Origin of the sequence: Actinosynnema sp. CA-299493 (genome assembly GCF_050946825.1) — a bacterium.
Taxonomy (GTDB): Bacteria; Actinomycetota; Actinomycetes; order Mycobacteriales; family Pseudonocardiaceae; genus Actinosynnema.
On sequence record NZ_CP191993.1, the window covers coordinates 8,462,583 to 8,483,429 of the forward strand.

Genomic DNA, 20,847 nt, shown 5'->3' on the forward strand with positions numbered 1-20,847 from the left:
CCCCGACCCCGCACCGACACCCGCTCACCCGAACGGCCGAGGCCGGCACAGGCACCCGTCGGCAGAGTGGTTGCGTCGAACGGCCTCTGCGTGGGCGTCATATCCGGCCAACGGGCGAGCGTCCCGGGAGGTTCCCGGTCGGATTCACCCGTGTGGGTGGGTTCGGCGTGCGGTGGTCAGTGCGAGAACGGCGGGTACCCCGAATCCGGCCGCTTTCAACACCGAAACGCAGGCGCGTGCCGTCGATCCGGTCGTCACCACGTCATCCAGCAGGACGAGCGGTGTGCCCGGTGGTGGCAGGCGATCCGGGACGAGTCGGACGCGACCGGCCAGATTCGCCTGTCGGGACGCCGCGTCGAGCCGCACCGAATCGCGAACGCCGCTCGTGAACGCGAGCGCGGGAGCCGTGGAAAAGCCGGACGCGCGTGCCATTCTCAGCACGTGGGAGCCACCTCGGGCCCGGGCGGCCGAGGCGCGCGAGGGCGCGGGCACCAGCCACGGCTCGGGTCCGGCGCCGGACCGGACGCCGGGCAGCCGGGGCACGGCGGCGGCGACCAGGGCGCCGAACACGACCGCCAGCTCACGCCGCCCGCGCTCCTTGAACGCGAGCACGAGCTCACGCGCCGCGCCCCCGTACGCGGCCAGCGCGAACACCGGCGGGCCGACGCCGGGCACGCGCTTCGGCATCCCGAACACGGCCGGGCAGCGGGCGCACAGCCGCACGCCACCCGTCCCGCAGCCGGGACAGCGGGGCGGGAACAGCAGGTCGATCAGCATGGTCACGACGATGCCGGCGACCACCGACGATCCAGGCCCCTCCGCCGAGGTGCGCGGCATTCTCGATCGGGTGAAGATGAGCTGAGGGAAAGCGCCGGCGTCAGCCGGGGTGGAAGACCTGAGCGACGGCGTCAGCCCGGGTAGAAGGCCTGGGTGCCCGCCTCCGCCTTCGTCGTCGACGCACGCCACACGTCACCCACGTCGTTCGCGCTCCACAACCCGCTCTGGTCCACGGCCAGCACGTTGCGCCCCGGCGCGGCGGTGACGGACGCCACCGGGACGGTCAGGTTCGACGTGTTGTACCGCTCGACCCGCACCCCGTCGATGTTCACCTTCGCGATCGGCCACGCGGCCAGCGACGTGCTCACCACCAGCACGTCCTGCGCCAGCCAGTCCAGCGACATCGCGCTCGTGCCCAGCTGGGACGGTTGCAGGTGGCGCGGCGACCGCAGCGACACCGCCGAGTCCTGGCCGCGCACCACGGCCGCCACCACGAGCCTGCCGTCCACCACCGCCGCCACCCGCGTGCCGTCGCGCGAGAGCCGCAGCTCGGTGACGCGCCCCAGCTCGGCCAGCTCGGAGGCGTTGACCGCGTTCGTCGTCCACCCGCGGTCGGTCTCGATCACGCGCACCACGTTCGCGCCGTCGGCGACCGTCCACACCTCGGTGCCCGGCTCGCCCTGACGGCCGCTGAGCAGCCACGTCGGCCGGGTCATGGTCGACGCGCGCAGGTCGACCTCGGCCAGCTGCTCCTGCACCGGTCCGACCCTCAGCCGCACGGCGTCGCCCGCCACCCGGCTCACCACGGCCAGCCGGCTGCCGTCCAGCGACTGCGCCGCGCCGAGCACGGTGTAGTCGCCGGAGCCGGCGGGTCCGGGCACCGCGTCGCCGTTGACCTGCTTGACCCGCCCGTTGGCGACCAGCATCCCGTTGAGGCCGGCGTTCGGCGTGGCCAGCTCCTCTCCGGTCTGCACGTCGGCGGGCCGCCACTCGAGCTGGTCGGGCACGATCGGCTGTCCCTCGACCAGCACCCGGATCCGGCTGCTGGACACGCCCGCGAGCGACTTCACCACCTGCGCCACGATCTGCTTGCCCGCCTGCACGGTGATGTCGCCGACCTTCGTCAGGTCGACCTCCAGCGCGCCGTCGTCGGCCTCGGAGGTGTTCTTGCGCTGCGCCGCGCCGTTCGGGACGGCCGTCGCCAGCGCGCCGCGCATCCCCACCGACGGACCCTTGAGCAGCAGGCTCGTCACCCGGCTCGGGATCGACGTGGACGGCGCGATGACCACCCAGCGCGGGTCGGGCACGAGCACGCCGAAGTCGGGGCTGTAGAAGAACAGGGTCACGCGCCGGTAGTTCTGCTGGAACCCGCCCAGCGGCACGTAGACGCCGTCCGGCGGCGCGGAGATGCGCCACTGGTCCTCCGGGTCGCGCTCGATCCCGATCGGGGTGTCGAGGGGGCCGATGAGCTGGATGAACGAGTTGTCCTCCAGCTGCAACCGGCCGACGTTGCGCCCCTGGAGCAGCACGGTGCGGTTCCTGTCGTCCGCCGTCACGCCCGGCGTCGGCACGGTGTTGAACGTCGTGTCGATGATCGTCGGCGTGCCCTTGGTGTTCCACTCCTTCTTCGCGTCCTCGGTCAGGTACGCCTTGGCCGCCGCGTAGTCGCCCTCCGGGTTGGCCGAGGCGTTGACGAACTCCCGGACCAGCGTCAACGGGTCGATGTCCTTGATCGGCTCGGGCGCGGCGGCCTCGCTGGCGTTGCCCGCCGACGGGTTCACCGCGATCGGGGACGTCTGGGTGGGGATCGCGGCGCAGCCCGCGGCCACGAGCACGGCCAGGAGCACCGCGAGGAGCCTCACCGGACCTCCTCGCGTTCGCCGGTGACCGGTTGCGCGGGCTGCCACGTGAACTCCTTCTCGGTCAGCTCGACCTCCTCCACCGGCTCCGGCGCGCCCGGCTCGGGCTCGACCACGGGCGGCAGGTCGGGCGGCACGAGCGGCAGCGGGCTGGACGTCAGCCCGTGCCCGTGCCGGCACGGGATGGTGAGCCGGAACACCGCGCCGAGGCCCCGCTCGCCCCACGCCTCCAGCCAGCCGCCGTGCAGCCGCGCGTCCTCCAGGCTGATCGACAGGCCGAGGCCGGTGCCGCCGGTGCGGCGGTTGCGGGACGGGTCGGCGCGCCAGAACCGGTTGAACACCAGGTCCGCCTCGCCGGGCCGCAGGCCGACGCCGCGGTCCCGGACGGTCACCGCGACCGCTTCGCCGTCGCTGCGCAGCGTGAGCTCGACCGGCAGGCCCTCGCCGTGGTCGATGGCGTTGGCCAGCAGGTTGCGCAGGATCCGCTCGACGCGGCGGGAGTCCAGCTCGGCGGTGACCTCGTGGTCGGGCAGGTCCATCACGATCGTGGTGTCGCTGCTGTTGGCGATGGCGCGCACGGCGTCGTGGGCGCGCCGGGCCAGCACCCGGATGTCGACCAGCTCGGCGGCCAGCTCCTCCACGCCCGCGTCGAGCCTGCTGATCTCCAGCAGGTCGCCGAGCAGCGACTCGAACCGGTCCAGCTCGTCCACCAGCAGCTCGGTCGAGCGGGCCAGGCCGCCGGGGAACTGCTCGCGCGAGGCGTGCAGCACGTCCGCGGCCATCCGCACGGTCGTCAACGGCGTGCGCAGCTCGTGCGAGACGTCGGAGGTGAACCGGCGTTGCAGCTGGCCGAACTCCTCCAGCTGGTGGATCTGCCGCTGGATGCTGGCGGCCATCTCGTTGTACGACTCGGCCAGCCGCGCCACGTCGTCCTCGCCGACCACGGGCATCCGCTGGTCGAGGCTGCCGTCGGCGAAGCGCTCGGCGATCTCGGCGGCCTGCCGCACGGGCCGGACCACCTGCCGGGTGACCAGGTTCGCGATGAGCGCGAGCAGCAGGAGCAGCGCGACGCCGCCGATCACCAGCGTGCTCTGCACGACGTCGGCGGTGGCCTGCTCGCTGGTCAGCGGGAACAGCAGGTACAGGTGCATGGCGCGGGCGGAGCTGTTCACCGGTTTGCCGACGACCAGCAGCGTGGTGGGTCCGGTCTCGCGTTCCACGGTGGTGATCTGGTAGCCGACGCTGCCCCGTTCGAGCATCTTGAACAGCCCGTCCGGCACGTCCCCGTACTCGCCGACGGCGACCGGCAGGCCGTCGGAGCCGATGCCGACGGGGTCGCGGAGCACCGCCTCGAACGCGCCCGCGCCGGAGCTGGTCGGGTCGAGGTCCACGCCGGAGGTGTTGATCTTGTTCAGGGCGGTGGTGAACCGGGTCTTCACGCTGTCGGGGCCGGGGTTGAGGCCCGCGAGGTCGGGCTGGATCGCCGCCGCGCTCGCCTCGGTCTGCCGGACCGCCGCCTCGATCTTGGTCTCCAGCAGCTGGCCGGTGATCTGCACCTGGAGCACCATGCCGAGCACGAACACCACGGCCGACGACAGCGCGAGCGTGCTCACCACGACGCGCAGCTGCAACGAGCGCCGCCACAGCTCGCCGAACGACAGCGCCTGCCTGCGCGCGCGTTCGACCCCGCGGCGCACTTCGCGCACCACGGGGTCGAACCAGCGCCGAGTCATCTCCAGGGCGTTCCGATCACGGAGGTCCGGCCTTGTACCCGACGCCGCGCACGGTCAGCACCACCTCGGGGTGCTCCGGGTCGCGCTCGACCTTGGAGCGCAGCCGCTGCACGTGGACGTTCACCAGCCGCGTGTCCGCCGCGTGCCGGTAGCCCCACACCTGCTCCAGCAGCACCTCGCGGGTGAACACCTGGCGCGGCTTGCGGGCCAGGGCCACGAGCAGGTCGAACTCCAGCGGCGTCAGCTGGATCGGCTTGCCCTCGCGCAGCACCTCGTGCCCGGGCACGTCGATGGTCAGGTCGCCGATCTGGAGCATCTCGGCGGGTTCGGCCTCGGTGCGGCGCAGGCGGGCGCGGATGCGCGCCACCAGCTCCTTCGGCTTGAACGGCTTGACCACGTAGTCGTCCGCGCCCGACTCCAGGCCGAGCACCACGTCGACCGTGTCGCTCTTCGCGGTCAGCATCACGATCGGTACGCCCGACTCGGACCTGATCGCCTTGCAGACGTCGATGCCGTTCATCCCGGGCAGCATCAGGTCCAGCAGGACCAGGTCGGGCTTCAGCTCGCGCAGCGCGGGCAGCGCGCGGGCGCCGTCGGCCACCACAGCGGTGTCGAAGCCCTCGCCCCGCAGCACGATGGTCAGCATCTCCGCCAGAGCGGGGTCGTCGTCCACGACGAGCACGCGTGCCTTCATGCTCAACATCGTCCCACTAGTGGCCGGGAGTCCACGCACCGCCCAGCGGTCATCGCTGCTGGTCGTCGTGCGCGTCCACTCCGTAGCCAGTCTCTGCCGCCGATCCACGTGCCCACCTCGTCCCGCCGAAACGCGAATCCTCTGCGACTCATCGGCGGACTGGTGACGTTTTGTTACTTTGTTACACTAATGGGTGAACCACCGGTCGAGGACCGCCTCGACCCGCAGGTCGGCGGTGCCGTCCAGCACCTCCCACGGCGACAGCCACCCGGCCGCGGCCAACCCGTCGTACACGGCGGCGCAGCGCGCTTGCAGGCCGCCGTCGGACTCGTACAGGTCCCGCCCCCTGGCCTCTTCCACCTCGCGGTGCGCCGCGCGGTCCGCCGCCACGCCCGCGGGCACGCGCAGCAGCAGGTGCAGGTCGGGGATCGGCAACCCGAAGCGGTCCACCTCCAGCGACCGCAACCACCCGACGAACCCGCCGTCCGCGCCCTGGTGCAGCCGGGCCGCGCCGTAGGCCGCGTTGGACGCGACGTACCGGTCGAGCAGCACCACGTCGTACCGGTCCAGGTCGGCCCGGATCCGGTCGGCCGCGCCGCGCCGGTCCAGCGCGTAGAGGACCGACATGCCGTACACCGAATCCGTCAGGTCACCGAGCCTGCCGTGCAGCGCGTCGCGCACCAGGTCGGCGTGCACGTCCTCGTCGTAGCGCGGGAACGCGCCCGTGGCGACCTTCGCGCCACGCGCGTCCAGCGCGTCGGTCAACGCCTTGGCCAGGGTGCGCTTGCCGGCGCCGTCCAAGCCCTCGATCACGACGAGTTTGCCCACGCGCCCACCCTAAGGGGCACCCTCCGTTCACGATCGGCCGCATGAGATCGCCCAGTCGGGTGATGAGAGATCCTTTGCGTCACCAGATTGAGTGACTACGGTGAACCCAATTTCCGGTTGCGCGAAAGGGTGGTGCCGCGGTGACCGCGGATTCCGGGCACGCCAGACCGGTTGAGGAGCAGGCCACCCCCCCGCCCGGGAGCCTGCCCGGGAGCCTCGCCGAGACCCTGCGGTACGGACCGTTCCACCGGGCGCTGCACGACGCCATCGCGCACCGCGGCCTGTCCCTGGCACGCCTGCGGGCACACCTGGAGCAGCTGGGCGTCCAGGTCGGGCAGTCGACGCTCAGCTACTGGCAGCGTGGTCTGCGGCACCCCGAAGTGCCACGCGCCATCGCCACCGTGCGCGCGCTGGAGACCGTGCTGAAGCTGCCGCCGGAGTCGTTGGTGGCGCTCGTCGGCAACCGGCCGCAACCCCGGCTGACCCGTCCCGGCGGCTGGGTGTCGCCGGTGCCGGTGCTGTCGGAGTTCGAGCCCGTCAGCGACGTCGGCGCGAACACCGACATCGAGGTGCTGTCCGTGCACGACACCGTGCTGATCGGGCCGGAGCGGGAGCAGCGGTCGATCAGCACCCGGCTGGTGGTGCGCGCGGCGAAGGCCGGACCGGACCGCTACCTGGCCGTGCACCAGGGCGACGAGGGCTGCCTGATCGACAACGCGCTCGTGCGACCGGGCGAGGGGTGCCGGCTCGGGCGGCTGCGCCGTCAGCTGGCCACCCGCGGGCTGGCGTTCGAGCTGCTGTTCGACCGCAGGCTCGCCGAGGGCGAGGAGCACGTGTTCAGCTTCACGGTGGTGGACGACACGGGCGGGCCGACACCGGGCCACCGGCGGGCATTCCGCGAACCGTGCCGCGGGTACCTGCTGCAACTGGCGTTCAACCGCCGCGCCCTGCCCGCCCGGTGCACCAAGCAGTTCCGGGTCGACGCCGAGGCCGTGCCGGTGGACCTGGAGGAGCTGGTGTGCGGGCTGGGCGGGTTCGCCAGCGCCTACTTCGAGGACGTGGGCCCCGGGGTCGCCGGGATCAGCGTCGAGTGGACCTGAGCAGCAACGGCCGGGCTCCCGGACTCGACCACCGCGCGAGGTCGCGTCGGTCGTTCGCGACTGGTTTCCCGGCGATCACGCACTTCGATCGCCGGGAAACCAGTCGCGAACGACCGACTTCCCGGCGACCGAGCCGCCGTCTGCGGAGCAGCGGCAGTCAATAACGGCAGCGGCAATCAGTAGCGGTAGTGCTCGGGCTTGTACGGGCCTTCGACGTCGACGTCGATGTACTCCGCCTGGTCCTTGGACAGCTTGGTGAGCTTGCCACCCAGCGCCTCGAGGTGGATGCGGGCGACCTTCTCGTCCAGCACCTTCGGCAGGCGGTACACCTCCTTGTCGTACTCCTGGTGCTTGGTGAACAGCTCGACCTGGGCGATCACCTGGTTGGAGAACGAGTTGGACATCACGAAGCTGGGGTGGCCGGTGGCGTTGCCCAGGTTCAGCAGGCGGCCCTCGGACAGCACCAGGATCGAGTGGCCGTCCGGGAACACCCACTCGTCGACCTGCGGCTTGATGTTGATCCGCCGGATGCCGGGGAAGCGGGTGAGGCCGGCCATGTCGATCTCGTTGTCGAAGTGGCCGATGTTGCCCACGATCGCCTGGTGCTTCATGGCCGCCATGTGCTCGATGCGCACGACGTCCTTGTTGCCGGTCGTGGTGATCACGATGTCGGCGCGGCCGATCACGTCTTCCAGCGTCGCGACCTCGTAGCCGTCCATCGCCGCCTGCAACGCGCAGATCGGGTCGATCTCGGTGACCACGATCCGGGCGCCCTGGCCGCGCAGCGACTCCGCCGCACCCTTGCCGACGTCGCCGTAACCGCAGATCACGGCCACCTTGCCGCCCATGAGCACGTCGGTGCCCCGGTTGATGCCGTCGATCAGCGAGTGCCGGATGCCGTACCGGTTGTCGAACTTCGACTTGGTCACCGCGTCGTTGACGTTGATCGCCGGGAACAGCAGCTCACCGGCTGCGGCCAGCTGGTACAGCCGCATGACGCCGGTGGTGGTCTCCTCGGTGACGCCGCGGATGCCCTCGGCGATCTTGGTCCACTTCCCGCTGTCCGCGGCCAGCGAGGCGCGCAGCGTGCCCAGGAAGATCTGCCACTCCTCCGAGTCGTCCGCCTCGGGCTGCGGCACGACGCCGGCCTTCTCGTACTGCAGACCCTTGTGGACGAGCATGGTGGCGTCGCCGCCGTCGTCCAGGATCATGTTCGGGCCGCCGCCGTCCGGCCAGGTCAGCATCGACTCGGCGGTCCACCAGTACTCCTCCAGCGTCTCGCCCTTCCAGGCGAAGCACGGGACGCCCTTCGGCTCCTCCTCGGTGCCGTGGGGGCCGACCACGACCGCGGCGGCGGCGTGGTCCTGCGTGGAGAAGATGTTGCACGACGCCCAGCGCACCTCGGCGCCCAGGGCGACCAGGGTCTCGATCAGGACGGCGGTCTGCACGGTCATGTGCAGTGAGCCGGAGATCCGCGCGCCCTTGAGCGGGTAGACCTCCGAGTACTCGCGGCGCAACGCCATGAGGCCGGGCATCTCGTGCTCGGCCAGCCGGATCTCTTTGCGGCCGAACTCGGCCAGGGAGAGGTCCGCCACGGCGAAGTCGATGCCGTTGCGGGTCTGGAGCCTCTCGGCGGTCATCGCGGGTTCCTCCATCTTCGGGTAGGACGGGCCCGACACTACCGCCCGCCACGCCGGGCCACGGAGGTCGGCGGCATCTGCGCGCCAATGGACCAGTATGGCGAGGCTCAGATGATGTTCGCGGGGAGGACCTGTGCTGATTCCCGGCCCCGACACGCGGGTGGTCGAACTGCGGGTGCACGGTGTCCAGGGCACCACCCCGCAGTCGCTGGTCGACGCGGTGGCGGCGGTGGACGTGGCGGGCGACGGGCTCGGCCGCGTCGTCCGCCCGGCCGACCGGCTCCGCAGACCGGCGCCCGGCCCGGTGTTGCAGGCCGCCGGGCGCCCGGTCACGCGGGTGGTCGAGGGCTACGTCTGGGGCGCGATGACCTCGGGCGGCTGGGCCAAGGCGACGTGGGCGCTGCTGTTCCCGTTCTCGCTGGCGAACGTGGCGCACTGGATGCTGCCGCCGGCGCCGTCCGGTTCCGTGCCCGCGCACCTGCTGGGCGTCGCGCTGCGAGCGTTCCTCAGGTTGGCCGCGCTGCTGCTGACCGTGCTGCTGATCGCCCAGCTGGAGGTGATCAGCCTCGACCTGGTGGCCGCGCAGTGCCTCGCGCCCGGCGCCACGTGCCTGTGGGGTCCGTCGTGGCTGAGCACGACGCCGTGGGTGCGCGCGGTCGTGGGCCTGGCGCCGATCGCGGTGGCCGTGCTGGTGCTGCACCGGATGTCCAGTGTGGACTGGCGGATCGAGCGCAAGGAGGTGCCGGCGGCCGAGGGCGTGCGGTCCGGGCTGCCCGGCGCGCACGTGGCCACCGACCCGGACACGCCCGCGTTGCGGGTGCTGCACGTGGTCGCGGGCCTGGGCACGGCCGTGGTGGTCGCGCTGGGCGGCCCGGCCGGTCCGCTGCTCGCGCCCGGCTGGCACGGCGGCGCGATCGCGGTGTGCTGGGCGCTCGGCCTGGCGCTGGTCGCGGTGGCGGCGCTGGGCGCGATGCTGCTGGACGACCCGACCGGCGGCGCGCCGCACCGGGGCGGCCGGTGGCTGCGGGCGGCGTTGGGGCGCGGGCCGCGGCGCGTGCTGCAAACCGTGGCGTGGCTGTCGTTGCCGGTCACGGTGGCGTTGCTGGTCCGGCTGCCGGTGCGGCTGCCCGGCGCGGACCTGGCCGTGCAGGTGGTGGCGGCGATGGTGGCGCTGGTGTGCGTGGTGATCGCGGTGCTGCTGGCGCCGGCCGCGCTGCTGGCCCGGCGCACGTGGTCGGCCCAGCCGCGTGAGCTGCGGCCGTGGGCCGGCGGGTGGATGGCCGCGCCGGTGGTGGCGGTGGCCGCGCTGCTCGGCGGCGGGTTCGGCGCGGGCGTGGCGCTGACCGTGCAACGGGTGCTCGGGCACGGCGTCCTGCCGCGCGGGTACGACTACATCGCGCTGCTGTGGGGCGTGGCCGGGGTGCTGGCGTTCCTCGCGGGGGTGGTGATGGCGGCGGCCACCGGGATGGTGCGGTGGAGCTCGATCCGCCGGGACAAGGAGTGGGCGCGTGAGGCGTCCCTGTTGCACGCGGGACGGGCACGGGACGCGAAGCGCGCCGCGCGGGCGTGGTGGTGGGCGCGGTGGCAGCGGCGGCACAGCCACCACGTGGTGCTGATCATGTCGTCGGTGCTGGCGGTCGGCGCGGCGCCGGCGGCGTTCCTGCGGCTGCGGGAGGTCGACCCGCCGACGTGGGCGCGGCCGGTCGTCGCGTTCGGCGTGGTCGTGCTGGCCGCGCTGGCGCTGTCGCTGCTCCGGGCGGTGTACCTGGCGGCGCGGCGACCGGACAAGGCGCGGCAGGTCGGGGTGCTGGCGGACCTGGCGGCGTTCTGGCCGCGCGAGGCGCACCCCGTGGTGCCGCCGTGCTACGCGTTGAAGGTGGTGCCGGAGCTGGTGGCGCGGGTGCGGGAGCACCTGGCCGACCCCGGCACGCGCGTGGTGCTGGCCGGGCACAGCCAGGGCAGCCTGCTCGCGGCGGTGGCGGCGGCCCGGCTGCTGGAGGAGCTGCCCCCGCACGAGGCGGAACGGGTGGGCCTGGTCACGGCGGGGTCGCAGTTGCAGTGGGCGTACCCGCGGGCGTTCCCGGCGGTGGTGCCGCACAGCTCGTTGGCGACGCTGGCCGGCGGGCTGGCCGGGCGGTGGCGCGCGCTGTGCCGCGGCACGGACGCGTTGGGCGGCGCGGTGATGACGTGGGACCGGCAGGTGTTCGACGGGATGCTGCTCGGCGCGGGGTTCCGGCCGGACGGCACGTCGGGCGCGTTGCCGCCGGCGTTGCGCGGCCCGACGGGCGCGCTGGTGCTCGGCGGCGACCACTGGCTGCCGGACCCGCAGCGCGGTCCGTTCCCGGGCCGCCGGTGGGCGGCGGGCGTGAACCGGCACGCCGACTACACGTCCGACCCCGAGTGGGACCGGGCCGTCGCCATCGCGGCGGGCCTGGAGACGACGGACCCGCCCGCGCCGTCCGCGCTGCCCGTGCTGCCGACCGCGCGGCAGGCGCCGGTCAGGTCGCCGTCGACCGAACCGAAGTGAGCAGGCGGTCGGCCGCGTCCGTGCGGCCGGTCTCGGCGAGCAGGCCGGCCGGGGCCAGCACGTAGTCGCGGTCGACCGCGACGGCGGCCGTGCGCAGGACCGGGCGCAGGACGGGGTCGGCGCGCAGCACGCGTTCGACCTCGTCGGTCGACTCGGCGTGCCGGAAGACGCCGCCGGACAGCACCAGCAGGGCCGCGCCCCGCGGCCCGAGCCGGCCGTCGACGAGCCCGAGGTGGCGTCGGACGGCCAGCACGGCGGCGAGCGCGGCGAGCCGCTGATCCACCGCCGGGTCGTCGGGCAGCCCGCTCACGTCGGCGGCCCGGGCCTCGGCCTCCCCTCGCAGCACGAGGGCCTCGGCCTTGTCGATCAGCTTCTCCGCGAGCGCTTCGGCCACCACGCCCGGCGCGGACCAGCGCACCCCGAGGTCGCCTTCGACGGTGCGGCGGTCCGGCGGCAGCGCCACCACCCGCTCCGGGCCCTCCGCGGTGGACACCGCGGAGTAGACGTCCGTGGTGGCGCCGCCGACGTCCACCACGAGCACCGCGCCTTCCTGGTCCTGCGCGGCCAGCCGGGACACCCCGCTCAGCACCGCGTCCGGCGTGACGGCGCGCACGAGCCCCCGGAACCTCCGGCCCCGGGACAGGCCCTTGCCGCCGATCACGTGCCGCAGGAACACCTCGCGGATCGCCGCGCGGGCCGGTCCCGGCGCGAGCTCGCCCACGTCCGGCAGCACGTTCGCGGTGCGCACGACGGTCCGCGAGGCGAGCAGGTCGGCGGCCTCCGGCTGGGCCTCGACGTTGCCCGCGAGCACGATCGGGCAGGCGACCCGGCTCAGCCTGGCCGCGTTGTGCAGGAGCACCGACGCGTCGCCGCCGTCGGTGCCGCCGACCAGGAGCACCAGGTCCGGCGCGGACGCGCGCAGCGCCCGGACGCCCGCGCCGTCGAGCGGACCGGCCGAGACGTGCACCACCTTCGCGCCCGCCGACAACGCCACCCGGTACCCGGCCTCCGCGCTGACCAGCCGCTCCTGCCCGACGACCGCGAGCCGCAGGCCGCCGCCCGCCGAGGAGCAGGCGAGCGTCAGCTCGGCCGGGCCGAGGGCACTGGTGACGGCGTCGATGCCTTGAAGCACCTCCGGCGGGGTAGTCGTGTGCTGTGCGGTGCCGAGCAACTCGCCGGCGTGCGACACGAGGGCGCCCTTGGTCCACGTCGAGCCGATGTCCAGGCAGAGCACTGTCATGCGCGAAAACTACCGGTGCCGCCGAGTGCCGGTACCCACCTCTAGGCTGAACGGACCAACCGGCGACCAGGGCGCGGGACGCGGCGGAACAGCGGCGGTCAAGCGGCACCCTCGACGCCGATCGACAACCAATCGACAACCCAGCGGCGATCAAGCACAGGAGGGACCACCGTGCCGGGCAACGGGCTGTGGCGCACGAAGTCGGTCGAGCAGTCGATCGCGGACACCGACGAGCCGGACACCAGGCTCCGCAAGGACCTCACCGCGTGGGACCTGACGGTCTTCGGCGTCGCGGTCGTGATCGGCGCGGGCATCTTCACGCTCACCGCGTCCACCGCGGGCAACCTCGCCGGGCCGTCCGTGTCGCTGGCCTTCGTGCTGGCGGCGGTGGCGTGCGCGCTGGCCGCGTTGTGCTACGCGGAGTTCGCCTCGACCGTGCCGGTGGCCGGCAGCGCGTACACGTTCTCGTACGCGACGTTCGGCGAGTTCGTGGCGTGGATCATCGGCTGGGACCTGGTGCTGGAGTTCGCGGTCGGCGCGGCGGCGGTGGCCAAGGGCTGGTCGGTGTACCTCCAGACGGTGCTGGAGCACGCCGGCGTGGCGGTGAAGACCACCGTGGCGGTCGGCGGCGTCGACCTCGACTGGGGCTCGTTGCTGCTGATCGCGGTGCTGACCACGCTGCTGGCGATCGGCACCAAGCTGTCGTCGCGGGTCAGCGCGGTCATCACGGCGGTGAAGGTGGCCGTCGTGCTGCTCGTGGTCGTGCTCGGCGTCGGGTACGTCAAGGCGGCGAACTACAGCCCGTACATCCCGCCCGCCGAGTCCGGGGGCACCGCCGGGTCCGGGCTGGAGCAGTCGCTGTTCTCGCTGCTCACGGGCTTCGAGGGCAGCACGTACGGCGTGCTGGGGCTGCTGGCCGCCGCGTCGCTGGTGTTCTTCGCGTTCATCGGCTTCGACGTGGTCGCCACGACCGCCGAGGAGACCCGAGACCCGCAGCGCGCCGTGCCGCGCGGCATCCTCGCGTCGCTGGCGATCGTGACCGTGCTGTACGTGGCGGTGTCGCTGGTGATCACCGGGATGCTGCCCTACGACCAACTGAAGACCCAGCCGGACGGCACGCGGGCGACGTTGGCGACGGCGTTCTCGGCCAACGGCGTCGACTGGGCGGCCACGGTGATCTCGGTGGGCGCGCTGGCCGGTCTGACCACGGTGGTGATGGTGCTGATGCTGGGCCAGTCGCGGGTGCTGTTCGCGATGTCGCGCGACGGCCTGCTGCCGCGCGGGCTGGCGCGCACGGGCAAGCACGGCACGCCGTTCCGGATCACCCTCGTCATCGGTGTGCTGGTCGCCGTCGCGGCGGGCTTCTTCCCGGCGGGCAAGCTGGAGGAGATGGTGAACGTGGGCACGCTGTTCGCGTTCATCCTGGTCTCGGCGGGCGTCCTGGTGCTGCGCAAGACCCGGCCGGACCTGCCGCGCGGCTTCCGCGTGCCGCTGGTGCCGCTGGTGCCGGTGCTGGCGATCCTGGCGTGCCTGTGGCTGATGCTGAACCTGACCGCGCTGACCTGGGTGCGGTTCCTGGTGTGGATGGCACTGGGCGTCGTCGTGTACTTCGCCTACAGCCGCCGGCACTCGCTCCTGGCCCGCCAGGGCGCCACCGCCGTGCCCGTGGTGAAGCCCGACGAGGTCCCGTGACCGCCGGAGCGGCTTGGTCCGTGTCGCGGACCAAGCCGCTCCGCGTCATCGTCACAACCCGCCGAACTTCCGCAAGGCCGCCAGGTCGGGCACGAGCACGTCACGCCTCAGGTGGCTCACCGTGACTCCCGCTCTTCGCAGGTCGGAGAACGCCTTCTCGGCCGTTCTGGGCTTCATCCCGGCGATCGAGGCGAGTTCCACCTTCGTCAGCGGGATTCCCAACGTCCACCCGTGCGCCTCTTCGCGCCCGTAGGTCTGCACCAGTTCGGCCAGCACCCGGGCCACCCGTTCGGCGGCCGGGTGGGACAGGTAGTCGCGCCGGCGCTGGTTCGCCCAGCGCAGCCGGTCGTTGATCATCCCGAGCAGTTCGACGAACACGTCGTTGCGCCGGTGCAGGAAGCTCATCAGCTCACCGCTGGTGATCAGCTTCGCGACCACGTCACCGCACGTGACGACGGAGGCCGAGCGCGGCTTCCGGTCCAGCGCGGCCATCTCCCCCACCAGGTCGCCCGCGACCCTGATCCCGAGCAGCGCCGTGCCACCCATCTCGTCCGTGGTCTGCACCTTGACCGCGCCGTCGAGCAGCAGCACGGCGTGGGTGTCCTCCGCGTCCTGCTCGATGATCTCGCGGTCGGGGCCGTACCGCACGACCGTGCCGATGTCCAGCAGCTCCCGCCGGGTCGAGTCCCGCAGCCGGCCGAGCAGGCTCTGGCTAGGCCACCCCGAGTCCGCCTCGACCACCGCGACCCCGAGGGGCGCCGTCGACCCGGCCGCACGCGGGTGGGCGATCCCACGACGAGCGGGGGGCGGTCCCGCACCGGGTGCGGACGACTCCTGCGACGGGAACGTCACCACCCGGGATTGCCGCTGGACCCGGCCGACGATGTCGTCGACCACTTGGTGGGGCGCGCGGTCGCGGAGGTCGCGCGCGTCGTCCGAACCGAACGAGGAGTCCTCGATGAGGTGCTCGACAGCTGCCGATTGGCTGACCACCCTCTCAGGCACCGCCACCTCCGCCCCTCGCCGGTCGACCGGTTCTGCGCCGATGTCTTTCCACGGCGCCTTTGACGACGCCGTGGGTCGTGCCCAGCAGTTCCGCTATCTCGCCGAGGGTGTAGCCGGCTTCCGACAGGATCAACGCCGACCTGGTGTACTCGCTCGGGATGTCGGCGAGCCCCCGCTTGATCTCCAGCTTCGCCACCACCACGTCACCCGGGTCGGGTGCCGGCGACGCGATGTCCCTGAGCTCGTCGACGCTCGATAATCGGAACTCCTCGGCTGCCCGGTGGCTGCGCTCCTTGCTCCACTTGCGGTAGACGTTGGGGAACGCGAACACGCAGGCGGTCACGAAGTAGGTCTTCAGGCTCGCGCCAGCCGCCGGGTCCCACCCGCCGTCGAGCAGTGCCTTCCGCCGGAACTCGCCGATCGCCTTGACCACCGTGTCGCCGGCGAGGCTGACCAGGTCGTCGTGCTCCCAGTAGGGCGGCGGCGCACCGACCGGGCAGCCCTTCTCCCGGCAGAGGGTGAAGATCAGCCCCGACCTCAGCCACCCCATCATCGAGGCGTAGCCGTACTCGCTCAGCACCCTGGTGAACCGCCGCCACTCGGGCCCCTCGCACTTCTCGGCCACGAGCGCGTCGCGGATCTTGACGTCTGCCCGGTATCGATCATCGCTGCCAGCCAATCGCGGCCCCCTCGGACGCGGCTCATCCGAACGACGGGTTCTATGTCGGTGGGGACGGCCGGCGGCACGAGGGCGGCTGATCGGGCTCCGCGGTGAGCGCGATCGAACGACGGAGGGTGACCGGACGACGAAGGGCGACGAGCCACTGCGGCTCGTCGCCCTTCGAGGTCTCGCGGGGACTACGACTTGGCGGTCAGCGACCGGTCCAGGTCGGGCTCCAGGTAGATCAGGCGGGCGGCGGGGACCTTGGCCCGGACCCGCTGCTCGGCGCTGTCGATGGCGGCGGCCACCTCGGTGATCGACAGGCCCTGGTCCAGCGCGATCTTGGCCGCCACCAGCAGCTCGTCCGGCCCGATGTACTGGGTCCTGATGTGGATGACGCGCTGCACCTGGCCCGACACCAGCTGGTCCGTGATCACGTCCAGCTCCGCCGGCGCCGAGCCCTCGCCGATCAGCAGCGACTTCATCTCCACGATCAGGATGATCGCGATGACACCCAGCAGCGCGCCGATGCAGATCGTGCCGATGGCGTCCCACACCGGGTCACCGGTCAACGTCGACAGGCCCACCCCGAGCAGCGCCAGGACCAGGCCGAACAGCGCTCCCGCGTCCTCCAGCAGCACGACCGGCAGCTCCGGCACCTTCGACTGCCGGATGAACTGCCACCACGTGGCGTCGCCCTTGATCGCCCTGGACTCCACGATCGCGGTGCGGAAGCTGTAGGACTCCAGGCCGATCGCGACGACCAGGATGATCACCGCGACGATCGGGCTGCTCAGCTCCTCGTGCGACTCCAGCTTGTGGATGCCCTCGTACAGGGCGAACACCGAGCCGAGGCTGAACAGCATCAGCGCGACGATGAACGAGTAGAAGTACCGGTCCCGACCGAACCCGAACGGGTGGTTCAGGGTGGCCTTGCGCCGAGCGGTCTTCTGCCCGAGCAGCAGCAGCCCCTGGTTGGAGGTGTCCGCCACCGAGTGCACCGACTCGGCGAGCATCGATGACGACCCCGTGATCAGGAAGCCGACGAACTTGGCCACCGCGATCCCGGCATTGGCCACCAGTGCGGCGATGATCGCCTTGGTCCCGCCCCCTGCTGACACGGTTGCTCCCTCTGCGCCCAAGTCCGATTTGTCGGTGTGACCCTACTCAACGCCCGGCGTCGCGCGGAAAAGCTGGGTCTCGACGTCCGCCGTGACCACCACCGCCGGGTCACGCGCGGGTAGCCACACGGACTGGCCGCAAAACACCTCCACCGCCTCGTCGCCGCACGTCACCCGCGCCCGGCCACGCGTGCAGAGCAGGATCTGGGGCCCGCTGTGGTCCACCCGGACCTCGACCGACGGCCCGACCTCGATGCGCGACAGCTCGAACTCGGGGGACGGCGTCCGGTACGCCCACAGCCCCGGCGACGTCTCCACGCCGGTCTGCACGGGCATGTCGCCGCACCGGAAGTCCAGCACGCGCATCAGCTCGGGCACGTCCACGTGCTTGGGCGTCAACCCGCAGCGCAGCACGTTGTCGGAGTTCGCCAGGATCTCCACGCCGGTGCCGTGCAGGTACGCGTGCAGGTTGCCGGCGGGCAGGTAGACCGCCTCGCCGGGCCGCAGCACGATCCGGTTGAGCAGCAGCGCCGCCAGCACGCCCGCGTCACCGGGGTACGCCTCCCCCAGCTCCAGGACCGTGCGGCACTCCAGGTCGAACTCGCCGTGCTCCTTCACGTGCAGCACGCACGCGTCCAGCACCTGCGGCACGAGCATGTCCAGCACGCTCTGCGGCAGCGTGATGAGGGTGGTGAACAGGGCGCGCAGCCCGTCGGCGTCCGGCTGGGCGGCCAGCAGCTCGGCGTACGGCGCGAAGTCCGGCGCGTCCAGCGACCGCAGCAGCGCGACCGTGCGCGCGGGCTCGCGGAACCCCGCCAGCGCGTGGAACTCGGTCAACGCGCAGATCAGCTCGGGCTTCGCCGACGGGTCCTTGTAGTTGCGGGTCGGCGAGTCCATCGGCACGCCCGCCGCGTCCTCGGCGGCGAAGCCGTTCGCCGCCTGCTCGGCCGACGGGTGCGCCTGCAGGCTCAGCGGCTCGTCCGCGGCCAGCACCTTGAGCAGGAACGGCAGCCTGCTGCCCCACCGGTCGGCGTGGCGGGCGCCGAGCTGGCCCTCCGGGTCGTCGGCGAGCAGGTCGAGCAGCGACCGCTGCTCGCCGTCCGGCCCCACCACCCGGGACGGGTCGCCGGGGTGGGCGCCCATCCACAGCTCGGCCTCGGGGTGCGGCGTCGGCACCTCCCTTCCGACCAGCTCGGCGATGGCGGTGCGTGATCCCCACGCGTACGCGCGCACCGCGTTGTGCAGCAGATCCACAGTCATCCCCTCACACGGCCGGCGCGTACGGCCCGGGCCCGCCCAGCGTGCCCGCCGCCAGCCCCAGGTACAGCGCGGCCAGCTCGAACCGCAGGGCGAGCAGCGCGGCGCACAGGGCCTCGCCGCCGCTCACCTCCTCGGCCGGTTCGAGCACGTCGGCTCCGGACAAGGTCTCCATCGCGACCCGCCGGGCGAAGTCGGCCTGCGGGCCACGGCGCACGGCCACCAGCAGCACGCGGACCAGGCCGTCCTGCTCGTCGTCCGGGTCGGCGAACAGGTCGGCGCCGGACGTGCCGCGCACGGCCCGGCGGTGCAGCACCGACCGGGTCAGGGCCTGGGGGTAGCCGGCCACGTCGCTCACGACGCCCGCGTACGTCGCGAGCACGCCCGCGCCGTGCGCCGCCACCGCCGTGGCCAGGTCGTCCAGGCCCCACAGCAGCGGGATGCGGTCGGCGATCCGCAGCGCGAGCGTCTTGGCCGGGTTGACGAACGACTCGTGCATCGGGTGGCACCGCTCGGCCTCGCGGTCCAGCTCGTCCGCGATGGCCTGCACGTCCACGTCGAGCAGCCCCAGCGACTTCAGCGCCACCACCCACGCGGCGAAACCGCGGGCGAAGCCGAAGCCCTGCGGCACCGGCACGCGCGGCGGGATGAGCACCGCGTGCTGCGCGGCGGACGCGGCCACCGGGCCGTCCGGCTCGGCGGTCAGCAGCACCCGCGCGCCGCGCCGGGCCGCCCGGTCGATCGACTCGGCCATCCGGACGTCGCCGGGGTCCTCGGTGTGCGCGAGGACCACGTCCAGCGCACCCACCCACGTCGGCACGTCGTCGGCGACCACGACCGGCACGGGGCAGCGCGCGCCGAGCAGCGCGGACACCACACCGGCGATGGCCTGGCCCACGCCGGGCCGCGTGACCAGCACCAACGCGCGCGGGCGTTCCTGGAACACCCGCGCGACGCCGAGCTCGTCGGCCGCCTCTGCGGTGGCCCTCACCTGCGCGCCCGCCCGTGCGACGGCGCGCAGCAGACCTTCCCGGTCGGCGTCGGCGAGCCGGGACTGGTCGTCGAGGAGGCTGTCGTCAAGCACTCCCGCTCACCCGGCCGTCGGCTCGACTGCCTCGTCCAGGAGCAGCACCGGGATGCCGTCCCGCACCGGGAACGACCGGCCGCACGAGGTGCAGGTCAGGTAGTCCGCGAGCGGGTCGGACGCGGTGCCGGCCCGGAGCGGCGCGTGCTCGGGGCACGGGCAGGCCAGGATCTCCAGCAACTGCGGGTCCAGTCGGACGGCCACGGCGCTCATCCCCTCACGATCGCCAGGACCTCGTCGCGCAGCGCCGCGACGGAGGCCGCGTCGGCGGCTTCGACGTTGAGCCGGAGCAGCGGCTCGGTGTTGGACGCACGGAGGTTGAACCAGGCGCCGTCCGGCAGGTTCACCGTGAGGCCGTCCAGCTCGTCGAGCTCGACGCCCTCGCGCGCGCCGAACTCGGCCTTGATCGCGGCCAGCCTGCCCTGCTGGTCGTCCACCGTGGAGTTGATCTCGCCGGACGCCGCGTAACGCGAGTAGTCGCTGGTCAGAGCGGACAGCGGACCGTCCTGCTCGCCCAGCGCGGCCAGCACGTGCAGCGCGGCCAGCATGCCCGTGTCGGCACGCCAGAAGTCGCGGAAGTAGTAGTGGGCGGAGTGCTCGCCGCCGAAGATGGCGCCGGTCTTCGCCATCTCCTCCTTGATGAACGAGTGCCCGACGCGGGTGCGCACCGGCACGCCGCCGTGCTCGCGGACGATCTCCGGCACGCCGTGCGAGGTGATCAGGTTGTGGATGATCGTGCTGCCCGGGTCCTTGGCCAGCTCGCGCACCGCGACCAGGGCGGTGATGGCGGACGGCGACACCGGCTCGCCGCGCTCGTCGACCACGAAGCAGCGGTCCGCGTCGCCGTCGAACGCGACCCCCGCGTCCGCGCCCTCGGCCCGGACCCGTTCCTGCAGGTCCACGATGTTCTTCGGGTCCAGCGGGTTGGCCTCGTGGTTCGGGAAGTTCCCGTCCAGCTCGAAGTACATCGGCACGACCTCGATCGGCAGGCCCTCGAAGACCTTCGGCACGGTGTGGCCGCCCATGCCGTTGCCCGCGTCCACCACGACCTTCAACGGCCGGCTGCCGCTCAGGTCGACCAGTTCCCGCAGGTAGGCGGCGTAGTCGGTGAGCATGTCCTGCTCGGTGACGGCGCCCTTCGCGACGCCCTCGGCGTCCGGCACGCCCTGCTCGGCGTCCTCGCGGATCTGGCCGAGGCCGCTGTCCTGGCCCACCGGCGCGGCGCCGGGGCGGCACAGCTTGATGCCGTTGTACTTGGCCGGGTTGTGGCTCGCGGTGAACATGGCGCCGGGCAGGTCGAGCTTGCCGGAGGCGAAGTACAGCATGTCGGTGCTGGCCAGGCCGATGGTGACGACGTCGACGCCCTGCGCGGTGACGCCCTCGGCGAACGCCGCGGCGAGGCCGGGCGAGGAGTCGCGCATGTCGTGCCCGATCACCACGGCCGTGCCGCCGACCAGGCGCGCGAACGCCGCGCCGAAGTCGCGCACGACGTCGGCGTCGAGCTGTTCACCGACGACACCGCGGATGTCGTAAGCCTTGACGATGCCGGACAGATCGCGCACGGCCACACTCCCAAGTTGGCTCTTGACACTGCCCTGGGAAGCCTACCGGCGCGCGCGTGAGCGTCGT

Annotated in this window: 17 protein-coding genes; 3 read left to right on the forward strand and 14 right to left on the reverse strand. The window is 72.7% G+C overall.

Features of this window, described 5'->3' with window-relative positions; genetic code table 11:
- Positions 1-144: 144 nt before the first annotated feature.
- The 5 genes from ACQPYE_RS36250 to ACQPYE_RS36270 all read right to left on the reverse strand — a co-directional run bounded on the left by ACQPYE_RS36250 (position 145) and on the right by ACQPYE_RS36270 (position 5,891).
- On the reverse strand, positions 145-966 hold the full coding sequence (locus ACQPYE_RS36250) for a ComF family protein (protein ID WP_498717626.1): 822 nt from the start codon (positions 964-966) through the stop codon (positions 145-147).
- Complete coding sequence (locus ACQPYE_RS36255) at positions 909-2,639, reverse strand: LpqB family beta-propeller domain-containing protein (RefSeq protein ID WP_498717627.1); 1,731 nt, start codon at positions 2,637-2,639, stop codon at positions 909-911. The genes ACQPYE_RS36250 and ACQPYE_RS36255 overlap by 58 nt, the downstream gene beginning before the upstream one ends.
- Positions 2,636-4,369 (reverse strand): MtrAB system histidine kinase MtrB, encoded by a 1,734-nt coding sequence (gene mtrB / locus ACQPYE_RS36260; RefSeq protein WP_498717628.1) that lies wholly within the window; start codon positions 4,367-4,369, stop codon positions 2,636-2,638. The genes ACQPYE_RS36255 and mtrB overlap by 4 nt, the downstream gene beginning before the upstream one ends.
- Positions 4,370-4,385: 16 nt before the next feature.
- Positions 4,386-5,063, reverse strand: a complete 678-nt coding sequence (mtrA, locus tag ACQPYE_RS36265) for an MtrAB system response regulator MtrA (RefSeq protein ID WP_498717629.1) — start codon at positions 5,061-5,063, stop codon at positions 4,386-4,388.
- 186 nt (positions 5,064-5,249) lie between these two features.
- Positions 5,250-5,891 (reverse strand): dTMP kinase, encoded by a 642-nt coding sequence (locus ACQPYE_RS36270; RefSeq protein ID WP_498717630.1) that lies wholly within the window; start codon positions 5,889-5,891, stop codon positions 5,250-5,252.
- 140 nt (positions 5,892-6,031) lie between these two features.
- Between ACQPYE_RS36270 and ACQPYE_RS36275 the strand changes: the two genes are divergently transcribed.
- A complete protein-coding gene (locus tag ACQPYE_RS36275; protein ID WP_498717631.1) occupies positions 6,032-6,991 on the forward strand; it encodes a hypothetical protein in 960 nt (319 codons plus the stop codon).
- A gap of 176 nt (positions 6,992-7,167) precedes the next feature.
- On the opposite strand, the gene ahcY is transcribed toward ACQPYE_RS36275, so the two are convergent.
- Positions 7,168-8,631, reverse strand: a complete 1,464-nt coding sequence (gene ahcY / locus ACQPYE_RS36280; protein ID WP_498717632.1) for an adenosylhomocysteinase — start codon at positions 8,629-8,631, stop codon at positions 7,168-7,170.
- Between the two features lie 133 nt (positions 8,632-8,764).
- On the opposite strand from ahcY, the gene ACQPYE_RS36285 reads away from it, so the two are divergent.
- Positions 8,765-11,158 (forward strand): hypothetical protein, encoded by a 2,394-nt coding sequence (locus ACQPYE_RS36285; RefSeq protein ID WP_498717633.1) that lies wholly within the window; start codon positions 8,765-8,767, stop codon positions 11,156-11,158.
- Here the strand turns inward: ACQPYE_RS36285 and ACQPYE_RS36290 are convergent.
- The gene (locus ACQPYE_RS36290) at positions 11,130-12,398 is read right to left on the reverse strand and encodes a glutamate mutase L (protein WP_498717634.1); all 1,269 of its coding nucleotides are present in this window, start codon (positions 12,396-12,398) and stop codon (positions 11,130-11,132) included. The genes ACQPYE_RS36285 and ACQPYE_RS36290 overlap by 29 nt on opposite strands.
- A gap of 171 nt (positions 12,399-12,569) precedes the next feature.
- On the opposite strand from ACQPYE_RS36290, the gene ACQPYE_RS36295 reads away from it, so the two are divergent.
- A complete protein-coding gene (locus ACQPYE_RS36295) occupies positions 12,570-14,090 on the forward strand; it encodes an amino acid permease (RefSeq protein ID WP_498717635.1) in 1,521 nt (506 codons plus the stop codon).
- A gap of 51 nt (positions 14,091-14,141) precedes the next feature.
- Here ACQPYE_RS36295 and ACQPYE_RS36300 read toward each other — a convergent pair whose 3' ends face one another.
- The 7 genes from ACQPYE_RS36300 to ACQPYE_RS36330 form a co-directional block, all read right to left on the reverse strand.
- Positions 14,142-15,095, reverse strand: a complete 954-nt coding sequence (locus tag ACQPYE_RS36300) for a Crp/Fnr family transcriptional regulator (protein WP_498717636.1) — start codon at positions 15,093-15,095, stop codon at positions 14,142-14,144.
- Positions 15,088-15,774 carry an RNA polymerase sigma factor gene (locus ACQPYE_RS36305; RefSeq protein WP_498717637.1) on the reverse strand — a complete coding sequence of 229 codons (687 nt, stop codon included), beginning with the start codon at positions 15,772-15,774 and terminating at the stop codon, positions 15,088-15,090. The genes ACQPYE_RS36300 and ACQPYE_RS36305 overlap by 8 nt, the downstream gene beginning before the upstream one ends.
- 179 nt (positions 15,775-15,953) lie before the next feature.
- A complete protein-coding gene (locus ACQPYE_RS36310; RefSeq protein WP_498717638.1) occupies positions 15,954-16,877 on the reverse strand; it encodes a cation diffusion facilitator family transporter in 924 nt (307 codons plus the stop codon).
- 42 nt (positions 16,878-16,919) lie between these two features.
- Positions 16,920-18,131 carry a mannose-6-phosphate isomerase, class I gene (gene manA, locus ACQPYE_RS36315; protein ID WP_498723055.1) on the reverse strand — a complete coding sequence of 404 codons (1,212 nt, stop codon included), beginning with the start codon at positions 18,129-18,131 and terminating at the stop codon, positions 16,920-16,922.
- A 10-nt stretch (positions 18,132-18,141) separates the two neighbouring features.
- Positions 18,142-19,218 (reverse strand): SIS domain-containing protein, encoded by a 1,077-nt coding sequence (locus tag ACQPYE_RS36320; RefSeq protein WP_498717639.1) that lies wholly within the window; start codon positions 19,216-19,218, stop codon positions 18,142-18,144.
- Between the two features lie 6 nt (positions 19,219-19,224).
- Entirely contained in the window at positions 19,225-19,422 is a 198-nt protein-coding gene (locus tag ACQPYE_RS36325) for a Trm112 family protein (RefSeq protein WP_123748324.1), read from the reverse strand.
- Between the two features lie 5 nt (positions 19,423-19,427).
- Entirely contained in the window at positions 19,428-20,780 is a 1,353-nt protein-coding gene (locus tag ACQPYE_RS36330; RefSeq protein ID WP_498717640.1) for a phosphomannomutase/phosphoglucomutase, read from the reverse strand.
- Between the last annotated feature and the right edge of the window lie 67 nt (positions 20,781-20,847).

What these genes read in the sequence shown, in the direction of transcription:
- ahcY (WP_498717632.1), bottom strand. Translation starts at nt 8,631, where the DNA reads ATGACCGCCGAGAGGCTCCAGACCCGCAACGGCATCGACTTCGCCGTG.
- mtrA (WP_498717629.1), bottom strand. Translation starts at nt 5,063, where the DNA reads ATGAAGGCACGCGTGCTCGTCGTGGACGACGACCCCGCTCTGGCGGAG.
- mtrB (WP_498717628.1), bottom strand. Translation starts at nt 4,369, where the DNA reads ATGACTCGGCGCTGGTTCGACCCCGTGGTGCGCGAAGTGCGCCGCGGG.
- ACQPYE_RS36290 (WP_498717634.1), bottom strand. Translation starts at nt 12,398, where the DNA reads ATGACAGTGCTCTGCCTGGACATCGGCTCGACGTGGACCAAGGGCGCC.